We start from the raw sequence: 21,129 nt of genomic DNA on the forward strand, positions 1-21,129 counted from the left end.
CTCCGCGTGGCGGCAGCCCGCGCGGCGGTGGCGCTCCGCGTGGCGCCGGCAGCCCGCACCGCGGCGGCGCTCCGGCTGGCGGCCGCATCCTTTCCGAAGGCCGTGCGTAGGCCGTCGGGCGGGCCGTCCGTCCGCGTCCGGGTACTGGCCGCCGTGCTCGCCCTTTCGGCCCTGGGTTTGCTGGTTGCCGGCTCGGTGGCGTTCGCGCTGCAGCGGTCCCATATCATCCAGCGGGTGGACGACTCGCTCCAGCGCAGCGTCAGCGAGTTCAAGACCTTGGCGGAGACAGGCATCGACCCGGACACGGGCGAACCCTTCACGCAAGCCAGCCGGTTGGTCTTCCTGGCGATGGAGCGGACGCTTCCCTCCGCCAACGAAGGCATGCTTGGCCTCGTCGACGGGAAGGTGACATACACGGCGAGCCCGTCCGTGCGGCTCCGGCTCGAGCGGGATGCCGAACTCGTAGCCCTGCTGGGCCCGGACGCAACTGCGTCCGACCGGGTGGTGCTCAGCACTATGGAGACGTCGACCACGACGTACCGGGTGGTCACCGTGCCGGTGCAACTCTCCTCCGACCCGGCCCACAGCACGTTCGTGCTGGCCTACGATTACGACGCCGAGCTGCAGCAACTTGACGATATCTTCCTGACCTACGCACTGATCGGGTTCGGTTCGCTGGTACTGATCGGCGTCGTCGGCTGGCAGGTGGCCGGCCGGCTGCTGGCACCCATCCGGCTGGTGCGCGAAACGGCACAACGGATCACCGACGCGGACCTGACCCAGCGCATCCCGGTGGGCGGCAACGACGACATCTCCGAACTCTCCCGCACCTTTAACGACATGCTGGACCGCTTGGAGGCGTCCATGACGGCGCAGCGGCAGCTGCTGGATGACGTCGGGCACGAGCTGCGGACCCCGATCACCATCCTGCAGGGCCACCTGGAACTGCAGGACCCGCGTGACCCGGCGGACGTCGAGTCGGTGCGCGGCATCGCCTTGGACGAGCTGGACCGGATGCGGCTGCTCGTCGACGACCTGGTCCTGCTGGCCAAGGCGGAACGTCCCGGCTTCGTGAACCCGTCCGACGTCGAGGTGGGGCAGCTGACCGACGACGTGCTGGACAAGGCCCGGCCGCTGGGCGCCAAACGCTGGACCGTTGATGCACGGGCCGAAACCCGCTGGCCGCTCGACGGGCGGCGGATTACCCAGGCCTGGCTGCAGTTGGTGGCCAACGCCGTGAAATTCTCCGAGCCCGGGTCCACGGTGGCGATCGGTTCGGCCGTGCGCGGCAATGAGCTGCGGCTGTGGGTCAGGGACGAGGGAACGGGCATCCTCCCGGAGGACCAGAACAGGATTTTCGACCGTTTCGCACGCGGCAGCAACGGGACGCGGGCGGAAGGCTCGGGGCTGGGGTTGACCATCGTCAGCGCCATCGCCGCGGCGCACGGCGGCAGCGTCGAACTGGCCTCGGCCCCGGGCGCCGGATCCACTTTCACCGTCGTGCTCAGCGGCCCGGAGGCGGGCGCAGACAAGGAGGAGAGCGCGTGAGTCAGATTCTGATCATTGAGGACGAGGACAGGATCAGTTCCTTCATCGCCAAGGGCCTGAAGGCCGCCGGCTACGCGCCCACGGTCGCCGGCACCGGGCGGGAGGGCTACCATCTGGCCATGACCGGGGACTTCGAGCTGGCCATCCTCGACCTGGGACTGCCGGACCAGGACGGCTTCACCGTGCTGCGCCGCCTGCGTGAGGGCCGCAACGACATCCCGGTGATCATCCTCACCGCCCGCAGCTCGGTGGACGACACCGTTGCCGGGCTGGAGAACGGCGCGGACGACTACATGTCCAAGCCGTTCCGGTTCGAGGAGTTGCTGGCCCGGGTGCGGCTGCGCCTGCGCTCCGAGGCGCAGCCGGCCGACCTGGCCATCCTCGGCAGCGGCACGCTGAGCCTGGACCTGCGGACCCGGCGGGCCAGCGTCGGCGGCCGGGAGGTGGATCTCTCCGCCCGGGAGTTCGCCCTCGCCGAGGCCTTCCTGCGGAATCCGGGCCAGGTGCTCAGCCGCGAGCAGTTGCTCTCGCGGGTCTGGGGATACGACTTCGACCCCGGCTCCAACGTGGTGGACGTGTACGTCCGCTACCTGCGCAATAAGCTCGGGGCGGAGAAGTTCGCCACCGTGCGCGGCATGGGCTACCGCCTCGTCGCCGACGCCTGAGGGAAGGGCCCGATCAGGCCGCGCCGGCGGCCAGGTCCTCGGCGATGGCAAGCCGTTGCCGGGCGTCCTGCTGCCACCCGTCACCCTCCCCGGGGGTCTTCGCCCCGGCCACCAGCGACAGCGCCACGCCGGCGGCCCGGCCGCGCAGCGCCGCCGGGTCCACCACGGTGTCGAAGGCGGCAGCGAAACGTTCCAGCGCCGCCGGGACATGCACGTACCCCGGGTGCACGGCGGGCAGCACGGCCAGGTGCCCGAGGAAACAGGCCAGGTCGTCCACCAGATGGCCCGGACCCAGCGAGTCCACGTCCATGAGTCCGGTGATCTTCCCGCCGTCCACCAGCAGGTTCGCCTCGTAAAAGTCGCCGTGCGTCGGGACCAGCGGGCCGGCGTCGGTGGCCGCCAGCAGCTGTTCCACCCGATCGGCCAGGTTAAACACCCGCTCCTGCTCGTCGGGGAGCACGGCCGCCGCTGCCTTGGCGTAGTCGGCTGCGCGGTCGGCCCAGGCCGGGCGACGCGAGAGTTCCAGCACACCGGCCGGGAGCTCATCCAGCAGCGCCAGGAGGGTTTCGGGCGCCAGGCTGGCGGCGCCGTCGTCCATCAAAGCCTGGGCCAGCGGCACCCCCTTCGCCTCCGTGAGCACCACCACGCCGTCGGCCGGTCCGGCGGAGGCAACCGGGGCCGGCAGCCCGGCGTCGGTCAGCAGCCGGTGCCGGAGGATCAGCTGCGCCGCCCGGTCCGGACGGACCACCTTCAAAAAGACCCGATGTCCGTCCTGGACGGCTTCCAGCACGGCCCGCCGCAGCGGCCGGTAGCTGACCATTTTCAGGTCCGCTTCTCCCCCGCCGAAAACGCTGCGGCCCACCGCAGCCGGGTCGCACGCCGCGGGCAGTCCGACCAGCACCGGGTCGGACGGATACAGCCAGGCGGTCAGCGGGACGGGCCCGCCGTCCAGACGTACCAGCGGAAGCCCGCAGTCGGGCACCGGCGCCGTGGTGACGCAGACGTACTCGGTCCGCTCGCCGCCGTCGTGCCCGCGGAACCGCACGGTGTAGATCCCGGTCGCGCCGGCCCCGGGCCGGTGCTGCAGCTTCGCCAGCTGCCAGGACCGGAGCGTCCCGCCGACGGTGCCGACGGCGAGTTCCAGCGCTTCGCGCATGCCGGGACTTTCCAACACGTCGATGCCGGCGGTCTCGGTGGCCATCAGGTCAACGTTCGCTGCGTCCATGTCTCCATTGCACACCATCGCGGCCCGGAACGCTCGGAACCACAGACCGGAAAAGGCTGCGGCCCGTCCGGTGTGGACGGGACGCAGCCAACCTGCCGGGCGCCTCGGGTCAGGCCCGCCTGCGCTGCAGAACGTCGTCCAGATTGAGCCGGTTCGCGGCCGACTGATGGGCGGATGCCTCGGCGGCCGAGGCGCCGTCCGCTGGCTGCTGCGTGGCGGCAGTCTTCTCTGATGTCCGGGCGGCGGCCTCGTCGGTCCGCTGCGCGGCGGTCTGCTTGATCGATGTCTTGGTCTGCGGCTTCTTGACCTCGGGGACCGGCAGCGGCGCGGGAGCCGGGCGGGTGGCCTTGGCCGCCGCGACATACGTCGGTTTGGGCACGTCGACCGGCTGCCAGGGAGTGCCGGACGGCTGACCCGGCGCGGCGGTGTCGCCGGCGTCGGCGGCGACCTTCAAGGCTTCCTCGCGGAGCTCGGCGGCCGTCAGCGGCGCCGGACCGGGCTGGGCGGCCTGCTGCGCGGCCCCGGTGTCCCCCGCGGCCCCGTCAAACAGTTCGGTGGGCTTCCGGGGATTCTTCGCGGCTCCCGCCGGCTGCGATGCCGATGCCGCGCGGGAGGCCTGCCGGGCGCGTGCGGCGGCGCGCTTGCTGCGGTCGCGGACCGCCAGGGAGCGCAGGATAACGACGACGGCGCCCACCGTCAGCAGCGCGAAGCCCGGCACGCGGCCCGAAACTGCGCCGGCCAGCGCCAGGGCGCCGCCGACGACGAACACCAACAGGGCGGAGGCCCCGGCAAGTGCCAGCGCGGTCCGGCCGTAGCGGATGCGGAACTCGGGCTGCCGGGCGGGCGGGGGCACGGGCGACGATGTCGAGGGTGCCGGCTGGGCGTTGTATTCCATGATGATCCCCTGGTTGCCGCCCGAGGCGGTTGCGGGTACTGAAACTAGTGGTGCTGCATGCCCCGGCGCCGGTTCAGCCAGCGCGGGACGGAATGCTCCGCGGAGCACGTACGGTCCTACCCAGACAAACCACAGCCCGACGATGACCGCCAAGATCACAGAGCTCTGAATGTCCACTCTCAAAACCGTAGAAGCTCAAGCATGCCGTACGCGGCATTCATCACGGTGTGTCGGATAACGATTCCGTGCGGCGCTGCCTTATGGTGTCGGCCCGACGTCGCCGTGCTCCAGCCAGCGGTCCAGCAGGCCGCCGGGAACCTCCTCGGCAGTGAGCGCGAAGCTGCGGTGGTCTGCCCAGGCCCCGTTAATGTGCAGGTACCGCGGACGCAGTCCTTCGTCTCGAAAGCCGAGCTTCTCCACGACGCGCAGGCTGGCGCGGTTCTCCGGCCTGATGTTGATCTCCATCCGGTGGAGCCCGAGCGTTTGGAAGCAATGGTCGGTCGCCATGGCCACCGCCGTGGGCGCTATCCCGCGGCCGGCACGCGCCTCATCCACCCAGTACCCCAAAGTGGCCGACATTGCAGAGCCCCAGACGATGCTGGAGACAGTAAGCTGCCCGACCAGCGCCGGCCGGGGCCTCCCCTCCTGCAGTTCGGTGATGATCCAGGGCAGGGCCGTGGCAAGTCGTGCCTGGTGCTTGAGCGAGCGGACCATCTCCGAGAACGAGGGCAGATACCCGTCCGGAGCCGGGTTCGTGGCCTCCCACGGTTCCAGCCAGCGGGCGTTGCGGCGCCGCACGGCCGTCCACTCGCTCCGGTCCCGGTACCGGATCGGGCGCAGCGACAAGTCCCCGCATGCCAGCGTCGCTGGCCAGATTGCCGGTCCGTACCCCATGTGAAGTTCTTAGCGGTCGCGACGAGGCTCAGTCGCCCGAGCCGTCGATGAAACTCTTCAGCCAGGTCCGCAGTTCCGTCCCGATGTCTTCACGTTCGGAGGCGATGGTCACGACGGCCTTGAGATAGCTGAGCTTGTCGCCGGTGTCGTACCGGCGCCCGGAAAAGACCACGCCGTAGACGCCGCCGCCTTCGCCTTCGCGGCCGGCCAGGACTTCGAGCGCGTCGGTCAACTGGATTTCGCCGCCGCGGCCGGGCTTGGTGTCCTCCAGCACGTCGAAGACGGACGGGTGCAGGACGTAGCGGCCGATGACCGCCAGATTGGACGGGGCCTCGTCCGGCGAAGGCTTCTCCACCAGTTCGTTGATCCGCACGTAGCCGCCGTCGCCCATCGGGGTAACGTCCGCGCAGCCGTAGGCGCTGATCTGGGCGGGGTCCACCTCCATCAGGGCGACCACGGAGCCGCCGGTCTGCTGCTGGACCGCGATCATCTGGGTCAGCAGGTCGTCGTGTTCGTCGATAAGGTCGTCGCCGAGCAGCACGGCGAACGGTTCGTCGCCCACGTGCTGGCGGGCCCGCAGGACTGCGTGGCCGAGGCCCAGCGGATCCCCCTGGCGCAGGTAGTGGATGTCCGCCAGTTCCGAGGCTGCCTGTACGGCGGCGAGCTTCTCCAGATCGCCCTTCTCCTCCAGAATCTGCTCGAGGTTGGGCACGCGGTCGAAGTGGTCTTCCAGCGGGCGCTTGTTGCGGCCGGTGATGACCAGGACGTCGCTCAAGTCTGCGCGCACGGCTTCCTCGACCACGTACTGGATGGCCGGCTTGTCCACCACGGGGAGCATTTCCTTGGGCATGGCCTTGGTGGCGGGCAGGAAACGCGTTCCCAAACCAGCGGCCGGAATGACAGCTTTGCGTACCGTGCGATGAGACGTCATGGGTTCAGACTACCGAACGAAGGTGCGAAGCAAGCCGATCCGGGGGGAAGCAACTACGATGTCGGCCATGGAGATGCAAACCGGCATGGACAAGGAAACCGCCCGCGCATTCTTCCGGGCACGCCGCCGGGCCCGCCCCGAGGAAGAGCAGATCAAGGCCGGGACCGCCCTGGCGCACCAGGTGCTGGACGGTCTTCGGCGGCTGAACGTCCCGGCCGGAACCATCGTGCCGGCCTACCTGTCCGTCGGTTCCGAACCGTCCACGCGCATGCTGCTGCCGGCCCTTGAGGAGGCCGGCTACCAGGTGGTGGTCCCGATCTGCGAACCGGACTACCGGCTCAGGTGGGCACGCTGGTTTAGCGGCGTGGAGCTGGTCCGCAGTCCCCGGGCCTGGATCGACGAGCCGGTCGGAGAACGTTTTGGAGCGGAAATCATGGACGGCCTGCCGCTGGTGCTCGTGCCCGGGCTGGCCGTCGACTCCGAGGGCAACCGGATGGGCCAGGGCGGCGGTTATTACGACCGGTTCCTGGCGTCGCTTGGCGACGGCGAAGACCGCCCGAGGTTTGTCGGGGTTTTCTACGCCGACGAGGTGGTGGCGGCGGGAGCCTTCGAGTCCACGGCGCTCGACGCGCCGCTGGACGGCGCCGTGTCGCCCGACGGCTGGACGTGGTTCCCCCGCCGGACGGTGTAGAATTGGCACTCTGAGCGGGTGAGTGCCAACGCCTGGCCGGGCGCTTCCTGCTCCTGCCAAGTTTTTTTCAGGAGGAATTACTGTGCCCACGTACGCCTACGCCTGCAAAGACTGCGCCCATGCCTTCGACATCCAGCAGTCCTTCAGCGATGAATCGCTGACCGTCTGCCCCGAGTGCGGCGGCAACCTGCGCAAGAAGTTCAACAGCGTCGGGGTCGTCTTCAAGGGCTCGGGCTTCTACCGCACCGATTCGCGCGACTCTTCCTCGGCAGGTTCCGTCCCCGCCGCCGCCTCGGGATCCGCCGGCACCGGGTCAACCGCCTCTTCCGAGGCGGCGAAGCCCGCTGCGGCCGAAGCCTCCAAGCCTGCCGCCGCCCCGGCCCCGGCGGCCGCCAGCTAGCCGCATCGGACGCCGGCGGCCGCTCCTACACCGCGAAGCGGCGGCGGCGCTGATCCACAGGCGGGCCCGCCCCGCTGACCCGTGCGGGCCGGATGCATCTAGCGTAGTCGCATGCCCGTTGCTGCCGCGTCCCGCACCGCCCGCCCTGCACTGTCGCCGCGCCGCCTGCTGCGCCGGCATTACCGGCTGCTGGCCGCCCTGCTGCTCTGTGCGGCCGCGGCGCTGGTGGTGCAGCAGCTGACCCCTGCGCCGGACCCCACCGACTCCGTGGTGGTCGCCGCGTCCGACCTCCCGGCGGGCGCCCACCTGTCCGCCGACGATGTCGTGCTGGGCGAGCTGCCGGCCGGTTCCGTACCCGAGGGAACTGCCGACAGTCCGGCCCTGGTAGTGGGCCAGCGGCTGGCGACGGCGCTGCGCGCCGGCTCTCCGGTCGTGGACACCTCGATCGTCGGCCCCGGCCTGTTGACCGGGGCGCCGCCGGGGACGGTGGCCGTGCCCGTGCGCCCCGCGGACCCCTCCACCGTCCAGTTGGTGTCGCCGGGCCAGTTGGTGGACATCGTGCTCAGCAGCGGCAACGGGTTCGAAGAGCCTGCCGCAACCACGGTCCTGGCGCGGGCCGTTCCGGTGCTGTGGAAGGCCGACGACGGCGCTGCCGCGGCCGGCCTGCTCGGCGCGGGCGAGCCCGACGGGCTCGTGGTGGTGGCGGCGGCACCGTCCGACGCAACCGCGCTGGCCGGCGCCTCCAGCCGCGGCAACGTCTTCCTCGTGTTGGTCGGCTGATGACTGCCCCGGACCGGCTCCCGGCCTAGCCCCAGTGCGGCGGCCGCTGCTCCCGCAGCCAGGCGTCCCGGTCCTCGTCCCGGTCGCCCCACGCACGGGGGTCGTCCTCCGCTGCCTTGGTCGGCAGCGTCGGCGACTGGTTCCGCCTGGCCCGGCGCGGCCGCAACCGGTCGTCGCCCGCCTCGCCGGCCTCGTCCGCCGAGCCTGCGGAGTGCGCCGAGTGCGCGGACTCCTCCGCCCGCGGGGTCTGCTCCGCCGCCGGCTTCGGTCCCCGTGCGCTGGCGGGACGGTCGTCCTTGTCTGCCGGTTCTTCCGGCTTCTGCAGTCCCAAGTAGCCTCCGATCAGGTCTGCGCATTTCTCCGGATCAGTGAACACCTCGATGGTCCACAGCGTCAGCGGCCGCCAGCCCAGCCGCTCGAGCTGTTGCGGGCGCAGCCGGCTGCGCTCCCGCACCGTCAGCTCCTGGTACTGCGGGCTGCCGTCAGACTCCAAAGCCACGGGCAGCGTCGGTTCAATATCCGGCGAATACTGCACCGTTCCGGTGCTGGCGGCGATGTCGATGACCCCGTAATAGTGGTCCCAAACGCGTGCGCCGCGGGTGCGGATGCGCTCCACGAGGTCCGCGACCAGCGGGTCGTCGATCCCGGGAGACAGTTCGGGCGCCGCGAACCGGCCGTCGCCGAGGTGGCGGTCCAGCAGGTCATGGAAGTCGGCGGCCCCATGCCGCAGCCGCTCGGGGTCCAGATCCTCCGGGCGGAAGCAGCTGAGGACGTGCAGCGACTGCCGGGAACGGGTGACCGCGGTCGCGAAGAGCGACCGCCCGTGCGGCGCCGACAGGGGGCCGAAGTCGTGGACCGCCCGCCCGTGCGGCGTCCGGCCAAAGCCGAGCGAGAAGATCACATCGTCGCGGACCAATCCGGACGCGCGTTCGACGGGAACCACGCGGAAGGGTTCCTGCCGGCGGTTGAAGAAGTCCGCCGCCGCCGGATAATTGGGCATCTGCAGCCGGATGGCCTCCGCCACGCGGGCGGCGTGCCGGGCGCTGGCCGTCACCACCGCCAGCGACCGCGACGGCCGAAGGCTGATGTGCTCGAAGACAAGGTCCACCACCCGGTTGAGTTCGGCCGGGACGCTCTCCACGCCTTCGTGTCCGGCGCCGGGCATCCCGGTACCGTCGGGCAGATATTCCACTTCCAGGCCGCCCCCGCGGATGGAGCTGGCGCCGGGCAGGCGGGACAGCGATCCGCCGTAGAACTTCTCACTCAGCGAGCGGGTCAGGTCGAGGTCGACGGCACGGTAGGCGGTGGTCAGCGCCACCACCGGCAGCACCTCGGAGAGCGCGTGGAAGCAGCTGGCCAACGGTTGCGGTGCTTCGCCGGTGACGGGGTCGTTCCGCCGGTCCACGTTGACTTCGAAGGGCTCGGCGCGGCCCAACTCGCCGTCGCCGAACGCCACCACCTGATGCGCCCGGGAGACCGCGGTCAGCGCCGACGGCAGGCTGGTGGCCTCGGCGTCGAGGATGATGACGGCATCGAAGTGCTTGCCTTCCGGGAGCAGGAGCGGCAGCACCAGCGGGGAGGCAGTCCAGATCGGCAACAGCGCCGAAACCAGCGACTCCGACTGCTGTCCCAACGCGGCCAGGGTGGGTTCGCCGGCCTTGAGCAGGTCGCGCAACCGCTGCGCCGCCTTGGGCTTGCTCTTGAGCGAATGCCGCCAGTTCTGTGCCAGTTCCCAGCGCAGCCGGGCGGGCCCGGACGCGATGTGCGCGTTGTCCGCGAGCCGGTAGACCGCCTCGAGCTTGCGGAGATTGTCGCCGTCCGACATGGCCAGGTAATCGTCGCCGCTGATCATCGCTTCGAGCGCCGACTGCCACCACGCCAGGTCCAGTTCAGCGCTGACCTCGCCCGCGCCGACTTCGCGTGTGGCCAGATCGTCCAGCAGTTCGGTCAGTCCGTGTTCGCGCATCTGCTCCAGCAGCAGCGTACGTTCGGGCAGGTTCACCAGCGTTTCGCGGTCCGCTGCCAGGGCGTCCAGCTGTTCCTGCAGTTCGCCGTCGGGCAGGGCCGCGAGGGCACGGTCTTCGGGCACCGGTGCCAGCAGGGCGGCCAGTTTCTCGAGGCGCTGCGCCACCTCCCGGTAAAAGCCGTTCAGGTCCGCCAGCCCGGAGGGCACCGCCGGATGCCGCTGCGACGTTGCGTAGTCGGCCCACTTTGTCCGCTGCTGCTGCACCTCGAAGAGGGACTCATGCAGGTCGGAGATGTGCACGCCCGGGCGGATGTATTCCTTGGCCACCTTGCGCAGCCGGGAACGCGTCATCGAACTCATTTCGATTCCGCGGTCGCGCCGCCAGGAACTCGGCGCGGTCGCGGAAATCAGGTCTGTGACCGGCCGGTCGAAGATGTCCGGGGTGAACTTGTCGAGGCTGCCGCGGACCTCCACCAGCAGCTGGAGCTGCTCCCCCCACTCGCGGAACGTCCCGGCGAGGGCGATCTGCGAGTGTTCGGCGACCTTGTTCATCCGTTCGCGCAGCCGCGGGACGTCCTTGGCCAGGTCTGCGGCCAGCTGGTGGGCGTCTTCGGTCTCCTTGCGGTTGAGCAGCTTGGCACCGAACCACGGGCTGGTGGTCGCGGACTTGCTGAAGCTGCCCAACTCGGCCGCCCGGACCAGCCGTGCCGCCAGCTCCGCCCGGTCGGTGATGTTGTCCAGCACAGACCGCTTCAGCCGCACGGTGGTCGCCGGAGCCGGATCGAGCGAGGTGAGCTTGGCCAGCGACTGCATCGCCTGGTAGGGGGAACAGCGCCACCGGCTGCGCACATTGTGCAGCGACTTCACATGCTCCATCAGCTTGTGCCGGTGCTCGGTGAGGGTGGTGTGCAGCTTCTGCAGCTGCGGCTCCTGCGCCTTTTCGTTGCGGCTGATCGCGCGGATCATCGCCCGGCGCAGCTGCTCCGGCGTCAGGTCCGCGCTCAACTGCAGGGCCAGCGACCCCAAATCCACGGTTTCCAACTGCTGTGTGAATTCGACCAGCGTGCCTCGGCGTTCCGCGACCACCAGCACGCTCTTGCCCTCGTAGGCCAGGGCGGCCGCAGCGTTGAGTGCCGTCTGGGTTTGTCCGGTGCCCGGCGGCGCCGAAACCACCAGCGAATGCCCGGCCTGGACCAGGTCCAGCACCCGTTGCTGCGCGGCGTCTGCGTCGAGCAGCAGGAACTCATCCTGCGGATCGCGTTCGTCGATCGGCGGCAGCTCCACCTCCGGCACGGGCACGGCGTTCCGGCCGGCCCGGGGACGAGGACCGGCCTGGGATCCCGCGCCGGCTTCGGCCAGCGCGCGGATCACCGGGTGCCCGGCATCGAGCAGGACCGGGTCGGTGACTGCTTCCAGGTCCGCGAAGGTCGACACCAGCAAATGGTGTTCGATGGTCATGTTCCGCACGCCGGCGGTGAGCAGGCGCAGCCGTTCCAGCACCGGGTGCGGATCCAGGCGGGCGGTGCTGTAGGCCAGCCGGGCGGTCGCCTCGGCGTCGATACCGATCCCCTGCTCCGCGGAGAGGTGGCGGACGAGCGCCGGGTTCAGCCGGGCGCGGTCGGTCAACTGCAGTTCGAAGTCGTCCTGGCTGGGGCGGACGGTCAGCGCCACCGGGATCAGCATCACCGGGGCATTCAGGGACTCCGACCGGCCGATGTCGGGAACCCGCCAGGAGGCCGTTCCGGCGGCCAGATACCCGACGTCGATACCGCGGTCCGAACCCAGTTCGTAGATTTTGGCGCGCAGGCTGCGGGCGGTACGCATGGCCGCGGCGTACTGGTTCGGCTCGCGCAGCAGGGTGGAAAGACGGGTGCGGCGGCCGGCCAGCAACTGCGCCAGGCCGGAAGGGTGGGCATGCGTCAGGTCAATGCTGTTCGACGACGTCGGGGCGAACCGCAGCAGCGTGTCCGACCCGGCGAGATCGCCCAGGTTGTCCAGCCACGATGCCACAACGTCTTCAGCAGCCTCAGCTACGCTGGCCAGCGACACGGCTGCCCCCTTTACTTCACTCTCGGCGACTTGCCTCGACCACAACGGCATGTCAAACAAGGTATCGGACTTTAAACGCCAAACGGGCGACCGCAACACTGCTCGGCGAAATTGCCTCGCAGTTCACCCGCAGCCGCGCTGCGGGCGGGCAGCGGTCGCCCGTTGTGGCTACTCCCACTCGATCGTTCCCGGCGGTTTGCTCGTCACGTCGAGCACCACGCGGTTAACGCCGTCCACTTCGTTGGTGATGCGGTTGGAGATCCTGGCCAGCAGGTCGTAGGGAAGCCGCGACCAGTCTGCGGTCATCGCGTCCTCGGAGGAGACCGGACGGAGCACGATCGGGTGTCCGTAGGTGCGGCCGTCGCCCTGAACGCCCACGCTGCGCACGTCGGCCAGCAGGACCACCGGCATCTGCCAGACTTCCTGGTCCAGGCCCGCAGCGGTCAGTTCGGCGCGCGCGATCGCGTCCGCCTTGCGCAGCAGGTCCAGCCGCTCCTGGGTGACTTCGCCGATGATCCGGATGCCAAGACCCGGGCCGGGGAAGGGCTGGCGTCCGACGATTTCGGCCGGCAGGCCCAGTTGGGCACCGACCGCGCGGACCTCGTCCTTGAACAGCGTCCGCAGCGGTTCCACCAGCTCGAACTGCAGGTCCTCGGGCAGCCCGCCCACGTTGTGGTGGCTCTTGATGTTCGCGGCGCCCTCGCCGCCGCCGGACTCGACCACGTCCGGGTAGAGCGTGCCCTGCACCAGGAACTTCACCGACTCCCCCTCGGCGGCCGCCTCGGCCAGCACGGCCTTCTCGGCGGCTTCAAAGGCGCGGATGAACTCGCGGCCGATGATCTTGCGCTTGGTCTCCGGGTCGGTGACGCCGGCCAGCGCGGACAGGAAGCGCTGCTGTTCGTTGGCTACGTACAGCTTCACGCCCGTGGCCGCGACAAAGTCACGCTCCACCTGCTCGGCTTCACCCTCGCGCAACAGTCCGTGGTCCACAAAGACACAGGTCAGCTGGTCGCCGACCGCGCGCTGCACCAGGGCCGCGGCGACGGCGGAGTCCACGCCGCCGGACAGCCCGCAGATCACGCGGGAGTCGCCGATCTGGGCGCGAATGCGCTCCACCTGCTCCTCCACAATGTTGCCGGTGGTCCAGTTGGGCTCGAGCCCGGCACCACGGAACAGGAAGTTCTCCAACACGCGCTGGCCGTGGGCCGAGTGCTTGACCTCGGGGTGCCATTGCACGCCGTACAGCTTCTTCTCGTCGTTCGCGAAGGCGGCCACCGGGGCGCCGGCCGTGCTGGCCAGCACGTCGAAGCCTGCAGGTGCCTCCTGCACCGAGTCGCCGTGGCTCATCCAGGTGTTCTGGACTGAGGGCACCCCGGCCAGGATGGACCGGCCCTCCCCCACCGCGGTGGCGTCCGTGGCACCGTACTCGCGCAGCCCGGTCCTGGCCACCTTGCCGCCCAGGGCGTTCGCCATGGCCTGGAAGCCGTAACAGATGCCGAACACCGGGACGCCGGCTTCGAACAGGTCCGCGCCGATCCTCGGCGCTCCTTCGGCGTAGACGCTGGAGGGCCCGCCGGAGAGGATGATGGCCACCGGGTTCTTGGCCATCAGCTGTTCGGTGGTGTAGGTGTGCGGAACGATCTCGGAATACACGTTGGCCTCGCGCACGCGGCGGGCGATCAGCTGCGCGTACTGGGCCCCGTAGTCGACGACGAGGACGGGCCGGTGGTCCGTAGTGGCGGGGGGAGGAGTAGTCACCCTTACAGGATAGTCGCCGGGTCCGGCGCCTCGCACTCCGGCGTCCGCCCCCGCTGCGTGAGGTAGCGCACGCCAGGCTCCGGTCAGTAGCGCTTGGCGGCTTCGGGGTGGGCGGCCAGTTCTTCTTCCACCTCGCGGTGCACCTTGCGTTCCAGGATGATGGACAGGAACGGGATGACGCCGCCCAGGGCGATCAGCACGAACTTGCTGAACGGCCAGCGCATCAGCGACCAGAGCCGGAAGTCGGCAATCAGGTACAGCACGTACAGCCAGCCGTGCGCTATCAGCACCGCGATGGACAGGTTCAGGCCGTCGATCACGGACGGTTCGGCCTGCGCCAGCCCGAGCGCGAACGTCTCGCCCGTCAGGGTGTTGGTGGCCCCGGCGAACAGGAACAGGTTGAAACCGTACCGCAACACCATCTCCACACAGAGCAGCAGCAGCATGATGCCGGTGATGTAGGAGGTGACCTTGTAGAAGGTCAGGGCGGAGCGGATCTGGGCGTGGGTTCCGCCGAAGCGGCGTTTGACAGGACGCTGGGTCGCGGCGGAACGGTCGGGGGCGTTTTCGGTCACGTGGACTACCTCGTTGTGTGGGGTGAGCTGGGTGTGGTCTGGTCGGCGGCGGCGTCGCCGCCCTGGCGGGCGCCGGAGGGACCTGCCGCGCTCCCCCGCCCGGATTCGGCTGCATGGCGGGCCGCTTCGGCCGCGTCTTCGGCCGCCTCCAGGTCGCGGCGGTAGTCGTCGGCTACCAGCCGCCACCAGAGGAAGATGGCGAATCCGGCGAACACCACCCATTCCACCGCGTAGAAGACGTTCATCCAGTTGACCGGCGCTTCCTGCGGCTGCGGTCCGACAACCGCCGGGTGCATCGAGGTCCCCTCGGTCGCGGTGCCAAGGTCCGTGCCGCCAACGGTGAAGCCGGTCCCGACCACGAAGCCGGAGTAGCCGGGCGCGTTCCAGCGGTTGATCAGCTCGGCCGCCGACAGCGAAGCCACCTGGCCGGCGGGCAGGCTTCCGGGCAGCGGGGCTTCCGTGGGCAGCAGCCGCCCGACGACGGTGGCCTCACCGTCCGGGGCGGGAACGGCATCCGCCGGTTCCTCGACCCAGCCGCGCACCACGGGGATGACAACTTCTTCGCCAAACTGCTCCACGCCGTCCACGGTGAACGGGTCGACCACCCAGAGGCCTTCTTCGCCGTCCTGCAGGCGGTTCTGGACCAGCACCTGCCCGCCCTGGACGAAGCTGCCGTCGAAGGTGACCATCTGGTCTGCGGTGGCGGCGGTCATCGGGATGCCCGGTTCAAAGACGTCGGTGAGCGGCTTGACCGTTTCGGTCTCGCCCGGGGGCGGGGGCGGTTCGCTCTGCGACGTGGAAAACTGCCACTGGCTCAGCAGCACGAACACCGTGGACAGCGCCAGCGCAAGCACCAGGGCCGCTATCCAGCGGGGTTTCAGGGCAGTCTTGAGCACCCATTAAAGGTACTTCGCAACCATGTAGAAAACGAATCCTGCCGGGTGCCCTCAGGCCAGCGGAACGATGTCGTCGACGCCCATCCGGGCGCTGTCGGCCGTGACGTCGTCGGGCTGCTCCTGGCTGAGTCGTTCGGCTTCGACCCGGGCCAGGTAGTGCTTCACCTCGCGTTCCACCTGTCCTTCGCTCCAGTCGAGGAGGGGCGCCATCAGTCGGGCGACGACCGGGGCGGCGGAGACGCCGCGGTCCCAGGCCTCGATGGAGATCCGGGTCCGGCGGGTGAGCACGTCGTGGATGTGCCGGGCTCCCTCGTGCGTGGTCGCATAGACCACCTCGGCCGCCAGGTAGTCGTCGGCGCCGGGCAGCGGTTCGGCCAGCTCCGGCCGTTCGGTGATGATGTCCAGCACGTCGCCGGCCATGGCTCCGTACCGGTTGAGCAGGTGTTCCACCCGGGCAACGTGGATGCCGGTGCGGTCCGCCATGCGGCTGCGCCTGTTCCAGGCCGCCTTGAAACCGGAGGCGCCGAGCAGGGGGATGGTGTCGGTGCAGCTGGGCGGGACGCGCTCGTCGAGGGCCCGTGCCGCCTCGTCCACCGCGTCCTTGGCCATCACGCGGTACGTGGTGTACTTGCCGCCGGCCACCACCACGAGCCCGGGGACCGGGTGCGCCACCACGTGTTCGCGCGAGAGCTTGGCGGTGGAATCGTTCTCGCCCGCCAGCAACGGCCGGAGCCCGGCGTAGACTCCCTCGACGTCCTCCCGGGTGAGCGGGCGCTGGAGGACCCGGTTGACGTGTTCCAGCAGGTAGTCGATGTCCTTGGACGAGGCCGCCGGATGGGCCTTGTCCAAATTCCAGTCGGTATCGGTGGTGCCGATGATCCAGTGCCGCCCCCACGGAATCACGAACAGCACCGACTTCTCGGTGCGCAGGATCAGCCCCACCGTGGACTGGAACCGGTCCCGCGGCACCACCAGGTGGATTCCCTTGGAAGAACGGACGCTCAGCTGGCCCCGTTCGGTCACCATGGCCTGGGTCTCGTCCGTCCACACGCCGGTGGCGTTGACCACCTGCTTGGCCCGGATGTTGAACTCGCTGCCGTCCTCCTGGTTCCGCACCCGGGCCCCGACCACGCGTTCGCCCTCGCGCAGGAAGTCGACCACCGCCAACCGGTTTGCCGCGTGCGCCCCGAACGCCGCCGCGGTGCGGACAAGGTTGACCACCAGCCGGGCGTCGTCCACCTGCGCGTCGTAGTAGCGGATGGACCCCACCATGGCGTCCTTCTTCAGGCTGGGTGCCGCCCGGAGGGTCCCCCGCCGGGAGAGGTGTTTGTGGAAGGGGACGCCGCGGCCGCGCCCGGAGGCGATGGCCAGGGCATCGTACAAGGCCACTCCGGCGCCGACGTAGGGCCGCTCCACGTACCGCCTGGTCAGCGGGTACAGGAACGGCACCGGGCGCACCAGGTGCGGCGCGATCCGCTCCAACAGCAGTCCCCGTTCCTGCAGCGCCTCACGGACCAGGGCGAAATCCAGCATCTCCAGGTACCGCAGCCCGCCGTGGATCAGCTTGGAAGACCGCGACGACGTGCCCGAGGCCCAGTCCCGGGCCTCCACGATGCCCACGTCCAGCCCGCGGGTGACCGCGTCCAGGGCGGCCCCGGCGCCCACCACCCCGCCGCCGACGATCAGCACGTCCAGCTCGGCCCCGCGCTCCTGTGTGGCGCGCAGCGCGGCCAGCGCCTGCTCGCGGCTCTCGGGACTCAGGGCTCCGGTGGTCATCGCCTATCAGCCTCCCAGCATGATCGGATCAGTCGCGGGCCTGGATCGGGGCCAGCACCACTTCGCAGCGCTGGAACTCTTTCAGGTCCGAGTACCCGGTGGTCGCCATCGACCGGCGCAGCGCACCGACCAGGTTGGAGGTTCCGTCGGTGTGGTTGGACGGGCCGTGCAGCACCCGCTCCAGCGGTCCGACGGTTCCCACGTTCACGCGGTCGCCCCGGGGCAGTTCGTCGTGGTGGGCCTCCTGGCCCCAGTGCCAGCCGCGGCCCGGCGCTTCCTCCGCCCGGGCCAGCGCGGAACCGAGCATCACGGCGTCCGCCCCCATGGCGATGGCCTTGACGATGTCGCCGCTGAAGCCCACGCCGCCGTCGGCGATCACGTGCACGTAGCGGCCGCCCGATTCGTCCATGTAGTCCCGGCGCGCGGCCGCCACATCGGAGATCGCCGAGGCCATCGGGGCGTGGATGCCCAGCGCCCGGCGCGTGGTCGTCGTCGCTCCCCCGCCGAAGCCCACCAGCACGCCGGCGGCACCGGTGCGCATCAGGTGCAGCGCCGGGGTGTAGCCGGCGGCGCCGCCGACGATCACGGGCGTGTCCAGCTCGTAGATGAACTGCTTCAGGTTCAGCGGTTCCTGCGTCTTGGAGACGTGTTCGGCGGAGACGGTGGTGCCGCGGATCACGAAGATGTCCACGCCGGCGGCGACCACGGTCTTGTAGAACTCCTGGGTGCGCTGCGGCGTCAGCGAGCCGGCCACGGTCACCCCGGCTTCCCGGATCTCGGCCAGCCGGGAGGTGATCAGTTCCGGCTGCACGGGGGCGGAGTAGAGCTCCTGCATCCGCTTGGTCGCGGCCGGGCTGAAGTTCTCCGTGCCCAGCGCGGCGATCTCGTCCAGCACCGGCAGCGGATCCTCGTACCGGGTCCACAGGCCCTCGAGATTGAGGACGCCCAGGCCGCCGAGCTTGCCCAGCGCGATGGCGGTGGCGGGCGACATGACCGAGTCCATCGGCGCGGCGATGACCGGCGCGTCGAACGTGTAGGCGTCGATCTGCCAGCTGACCGAGACATCCTTGGGATCGCGCGTCCGGCGCGAGGGGACGATCGCCACGTCATCGAGGGAGTAGGCTCGGCGCCCACGCTTGCCACGGCCAATTTCAATCTCGTAAGTCACGGCTCTAGGTTATCCCACCACTGGAACGCTTCACCTTGGAACGGGCAGGGAGAGGACTTTCGCCGGCGCCTGGCGGACAGGGCGGACCCCCTCGTGACGGCTGCACGGCTCTCCTGTTCCGACTGCTGGCGTCGTCCCGGCGCAGGCGGTACGCTCGACCTGCCGCACGGCCGGCAAGCGCACCGCAGGCCCTCTCTCTTGACGGTTGCCGCGGGCCGGCCGCAGGCAGCCGGAGCGGGAAGTGGTCAGTCATGGGAGGAAGATTCCGGCGGTCCGTCGGGCGCGTGCGACCGTTCGCGAGCGGCTTGGCGGCCACCCTGTGTTTTGGCATCGCCGGGCTGGTCTGGTCCATGCCCTCCCTTCATGCGCGCCGGTTGCGGAGAGCCGCATCGTGCACCGTTTGCGCTTCCCACCAGCGGGTACGCGGCACCGCTCTCTTTGTGGTGGCGGCCCTCTTGGTCGCCGGAGCCGGAGCCCGCGTTCAGGAGGCGCTCTCCCCGCAGATCGTTTGCCACAGCCATATCACTGCCGACGGGCAGATCAAGCCCGAGCCGCGCCTGCAGATTTCACCCCCGGCCCCGTGGCGCATCACCCGGAATTTTCTGGTCGCCCCCATCAGCGGCGTCGGGGTCCTGACGGGGCGCAGCCTTGATATGGAAGCGTGCTCGGGACCGTCGCTGTTGGTCATGTTTTGGCCCCCGCCGCGCACCAGCGGCGGCGGAACAATGCTCGGGGACGTGTTCGTTGCGTGGATGCCGCCGGTGGACCCGGCCGGTCCACTGAGCGTCAACGGATATGGCATTGCCGATGAAGGCCAGTATGTCCGCTACGGCCCGAACATCTCCCAGACCCGGACCGGGGACGAGGCCCTCGCCCTCCACGAGTCGCGGCATGTTGACCAGTGGGCCGTTGCCAATCTGCTCGCCGGCCCGTTCGCATTTCCGGCGGCGTACATCATCGACGGGGCGCTGTTCCCCTCCTCGCGCAACCACTTTGAGCGGGCCGCCGGATTGGCCGATGGGGCGTATCCGCCCGCGCCGGACAACTGGCCGGCGCCGCGCTGGCCTGACACCGCGGCCCTCGTGCTCATCGCGCTCCTGATCTTCCGACGCCGGCTCCGTTGGCTCACCCGCGTCGCGGTCGGTGGCCGCGCGCACGCCCGGGCCCACGCGCCGAGGCGCTGTCCCGTCCATACGCGGGGCTGGTCGCGGGGCGCCGGCGAAGGTCCTGCCGCTGGTTAACGCGAGTGGCGCCGCTCCCCTGGTGCGGGGAACGGCGCCGTCGACGACTGCGGGACTACCGCTTGTAGTTCGGTGCCTCCACGGTCATCATGATGTCGTGCGGGTGGGACTCCTTCAGCCCCGCCGCGGTGATCCGCACGAACTTGCCCTTGGCCTTCAGCTCGGCGATGTTGCGGGCACCGGTGTAGAACATGGTCTGGCGCAGGCCGCCGACCAGCTGGTGCGCGACGGCCGAGAGCGGGCCGCGGTAGGGCACCTGGCCTTCGATGCCCTCGGGGATCAGCTTCTCGTCGTCGGGCACGTCGGCCTGGAAGTAGCGGTCCTTGGAATAAGAGGTGTTCTTCCCGCGCGTCTGCATGGCCCCCAGCGAGCCCATGCCGCGGTAGGCCTTGAACTGCTTGCCGTTGACGAACACCAGGTCCCCCGGGGATTCCGCGGCGCCGGCCAGCAGCGAGCCGAGCATCACCGTGTCCGCGCCGGCGACCAGGGCCTTGCCGATGTCGCCGGAGTGCTGCAGGCCGCCGTCGGCAATCACCGGGATGCCCGCCGGGATGGCCGCCTTGGCCGACTCGTAGATCGCCGTGATCTGCGGTACGCCAACGCCTGCCACCACCCGGGTGGTGCAGATGGAGCCCGGGCCCACGCCCACCTTGATGGCGTCGGCGCCGGCGTCGACCAGTGCCTGCGCGCCCTCGCGGGTGGCGGCCTGGCCGCCGATCACGTCCACGTGGGCCGCGGCCGGGTCCTTCTTCAGCCGGGCGATCATGTCCAGCACGCCCTGGCTGTGGCCGTTGGCGGTGTCCACCACGAGGACGTCCACGCCGGCCTCGATCATGGTCATCGAGCGCTCGTAGCCGTCGCCGAAGAAGCCGACCGCCGCGCCGACGCGGAGGCGGCCGTCGTCGTCCTTGGTGGCCAGCGGGTACTGCTCCGCCTTGTCGAAGTCCTTGACGGTGATCAAGCCCTGCAGCATACCGGCGTCGTCCACCAGCGGGAGTTTCTCAATCCGGTTCTTGCCCAGCAGTTCGATGACTTCCGGGCGGCTGATGCCCACCTTGCCCGTGATCAGCGGCGTGGAGGTCATCACCTCGTGAACCTTGGTGGTGGGATAGTCGGCGCGGGGCACGAACCGGGTGTCGCGGTTGGTGCAGATGCCCACCAGCTTGCCCTCGGAGTCCACCACGGGCAGTCCGGACACGCGGTAGTTGTAGCAAAGTTCGTCCAGTTCGGCCAGCGTGGCGTCCGGGGCGATGGTCACCGGGTTGGTGATCATGCCGGACTCGCTGCGCTTGACCCGGTCCACGTGCTCGGCCTGGTCCTGGATGGACAGGTTGCGGTGGATGACGCCCAGGCCGCCCTGGCGCGCCATGGCGATGGCCATCCGCGATTCCGTCACGGTATCCATGGCGGCGGAGAGGAGCGGGGTCTGGACCGTGATGCGGCGGGTCAGGCGGGAGCTGGTATCGGCCTCGGACGGAATCACATCCGTCGGGCCGGGCAGCAGGAGCACGTCGTCGTAGGTCAGACCCTCGAAAGCGAACGGATTGAATTCTTCGGACACTGCAGGGCCTTTCGAGCGATACCGGTGGCGGCCGCCGGTCACCGACAGCGGGGATCGGGTTCCGGGGTTGGTTACATCCTAAAACGATTCCGCCCTGCCCACTATTTCCC

At 69.8% G+C, this 21,129-nt stretch carries 17 protein-coding genes; 6 read left to right on the top strand and 11 right to left on the bottom strand.

Annotation, left to right across the window (positions count from 1 at the left end):
- Window positions 1-6: 6 nt before the first annotated feature.
- Together AC5RTY_RS00515 and AC5RTY_RS00520 are read left to right on the top strand one after the other, a co-directional pair.
- A complete protein-coding gene (locus tag AC5RTY_RS00515) occupies window positions 7-1,548 on the top strand; it encodes a sensor histidine kinase (protein ID WP_494138793.1) in 1,542 nt (513 codons plus the stop codon).
- The gene (locus AC5RTY_RS00520) at window positions 1,545-2,213 is read left to right on the top strand and encodes a response regulator transcription factor (RefSeq protein ID WP_494138794.1); all 669 of its coding nucleotides are present in this window, start codon (window positions 1,545-1,547) and stop codon (window positions 2,211-2,213) included. Before AC5RTY_RS00515 ends, AC5RTY_RS00520 begins: the two co-directional genes overlap by 4 nt.
- Before the next feature lie 13 nt (window positions 2,214-2,226).
- Here AC5RTY_RS00520 and AC5RTY_RS00525 read toward each other — a convergent pair whose 3' ends face one another.
- The 4 genes from AC5RTY_RS00525 to galU all read right to left on the bottom strand — a co-directional run bounded on the left by AC5RTY_RS00525 (window position 2,227) and on the right by galU (window position 6,158).
- Window positions 2,227-3,438, bottom strand: a complete 1,212-nt coding sequence (locus tag AC5RTY_RS00525; RefSeq protein WP_494138795.1) for a phosphotransferase — start codon at window positions 3,436-3,438, stop codon at window positions 2,227-2,229.
- Between the two features lie 109 nt (window positions 3,439-3,547).
- The gene (locus AC5RTY_RS00530; RefSeq protein WP_494138796.1) at window positions 3,548-4,510 is read right to left on the bottom strand and encodes a hypothetical protein; all 963 of its coding nucleotides are present in this window, start codon (window positions 4,508-4,510) and stop codon (window positions 3,548-3,550) included.
- Window positions 4,511-4,591: 81 nt separating this feature from the next.
- Window positions 4,592-5,227, bottom strand: a complete 636-nt coding sequence (locus AC5RTY_RS00535; protein WP_494000381.1) for a GNAT family N-acetyltransferase — start codon at window positions 5,225-5,227, stop codon at window positions 4,592-4,594.
- Between the two features lie 28 nt (window positions 5,228-5,255).
- Complete coding sequence (galU, locus tag AC5RTY_RS00540) at window positions 5,256-6,158, bottom strand: UTP--glucose-1-phosphate uridylyltransferase GalU (RefSeq protein ID WP_494138797.1); 903 nt, start codon at window positions 6,156-6,158, stop codon at window positions 5,256-5,258.
- A 67-nt stretch (window positions 6,159-6,225) separates the two neighbouring features.
- Here galU and AC5RTY_RS00545 point away from each other — a divergent pair, with 67 nt between their 5' ends.
- The 3 genes from AC5RTY_RS00545 (at window position 6,226) to cpaB (ending at window position 8,029) form a co-directional block, all read left to right on the top strand.
- Window positions 6,226-6,849: a 5-formyltetrahydrofolate cyclo-ligase gene (locus AC5RTY_RS00545; protein ID WP_494138798.1), complete on the top strand. Its 624-nt coding sequence runs from the start codon at window positions 6,226-6,228 to the stop codon at window positions 6,847-6,849.
- Between the two features lie 82 nt (window positions 6,850-6,931).
- Window positions 6,932-7,249 carry an FmdB family zinc ribbon protein gene (locus AC5RTY_RS00550; protein ID WP_494138799.1) on the top strand — a complete coding sequence of 106 codons (318 nt, stop codon included), beginning with the start codon at window positions 6,932-6,934 and terminating at the stop codon, window positions 7,247-7,249.
- Window positions 7,250-7,360: 111 nt separating this feature from the next.
- Complete coding sequence (cpaB, locus tag AC5RTY_RS00555) at window positions 7,361-8,029, top strand: Flp pilus assembly protein CpaB (protein ID WP_494025470.1); 669 nt, start codon at window positions 7,361-7,363, stop codon at window positions 8,027-8,029.
- A 25-nt stretch (window positions 8,030-8,054) separates the two neighbouring features.
- On the opposite strand, the gene AC5RTY_RS00560 is transcribed toward cpaB, so the two are convergent.
- The 6 genes from AC5RTY_RS00560 to AC5RTY_RS00585 all read right to left on the bottom strand — a co-directional run bounded on the left by AC5RTY_RS00560 (window position 8,055) and on the right by AC5RTY_RS00585 (window position 18,217).
- The gene (locus AC5RTY_RS00560; protein WP_494074113.1) at window positions 8,055-12,095 is read right to left on the bottom strand and encodes a DUF4011 domain-containing protein; all 4,041 of its coding nucleotides are present in this window, start codon (window positions 12,093-12,095) and stop codon (window positions 8,055-8,057) included.
- Window positions 12,096-12,212: 117 nt separating this feature from the next.
- Window positions 12,213-13,802: a glutamine-hydrolyzing GMP synthase gene (guaA, locus tag AC5RTY_RS00565; protein WP_494000386.1), complete on the bottom strand. Its 1,590-nt coding sequence runs from the start codon at window positions 13,800-13,802 to the stop codon at window positions 12,213-12,215.
- Window positions 13,803-13,885: 83 nt separating this feature from the next.
- A complete protein-coding gene (locus tag AC5RTY_RS00570; RefSeq protein WP_494000387.1) occupies window positions 13,886-14,377 on the bottom strand; it encodes a DUF3817 domain-containing protein in 492 nt (163 codons plus the stop codon).
- A gap of 5 nt (window positions 14,378-14,382) precedes the next feature.
- Window positions 14,383-15,273, bottom strand: coding sequence for an SURF1 family protein (locus tag AC5RTY_RS00575; protein ID WP_494138800.1), 891 nt, complete (start codon window positions 15,271-15,273; stop codon window positions 14,383-14,385).
- Between the two features lie 51 nt (window positions 15,274-15,324).
- The gene (locus AC5RTY_RS00580) at window positions 15,325-17,049 is read right to left on the bottom strand and encodes a glycerol-3-phosphate dehydrogenase/oxidase (RefSeq protein WP_494000389.1); all 1,725 of its coding nucleotides are present in this window, start codon (window positions 17,047-17,049) and stop codon (window positions 15,325-15,327) included.
- A 28-nt stretch (window positions 17,050-17,077) separates the two neighbouring features.
- On the bottom strand, window positions 17,078-18,217 hold the full coding sequence (locus AC5RTY_RS00585; RefSeq protein WP_494000390.1) for a GuaB3 family IMP dehydrogenase-related protein: 1,140 nt from the start codon (window positions 18,215-18,217) through the stop codon (window positions 17,078-17,080).
- 440 nt (window positions 18,218-18,657) lie between these two features.
- On the opposite strand from AC5RTY_RS00585, the gene AC5RTY_RS00590 reads away from it, so the two are divergent.
- On the top strand, window positions 18,658-19,458 hold the full coding sequence (locus tag AC5RTY_RS00590) for a hypothetical protein (RefSeq protein WP_494049581.1): 801 nt from the start codon (window positions 18,658-18,660) through the stop codon (window positions 19,456-19,458).
- A 55-nt stretch (window positions 19,459-19,513) separates the two neighbouring features.
- Here AC5RTY_RS00590 and guaB read toward each other — a convergent pair whose 3' ends face one another.
- Entirely contained in the window at window positions 19,514-21,019 is a 1,506-nt protein-coding gene (gene guaB, locus AC5RTY_RS00595; protein ID WP_494049580.1) for an IMP dehydrogenase, read from the bottom strand.
- Window positions 21,020-21,129 lie beyond the last annotated feature (110 nt).

It is taken from the genome of Arthrobacter sp. Y3224055, from assembly GCF_059090825.1.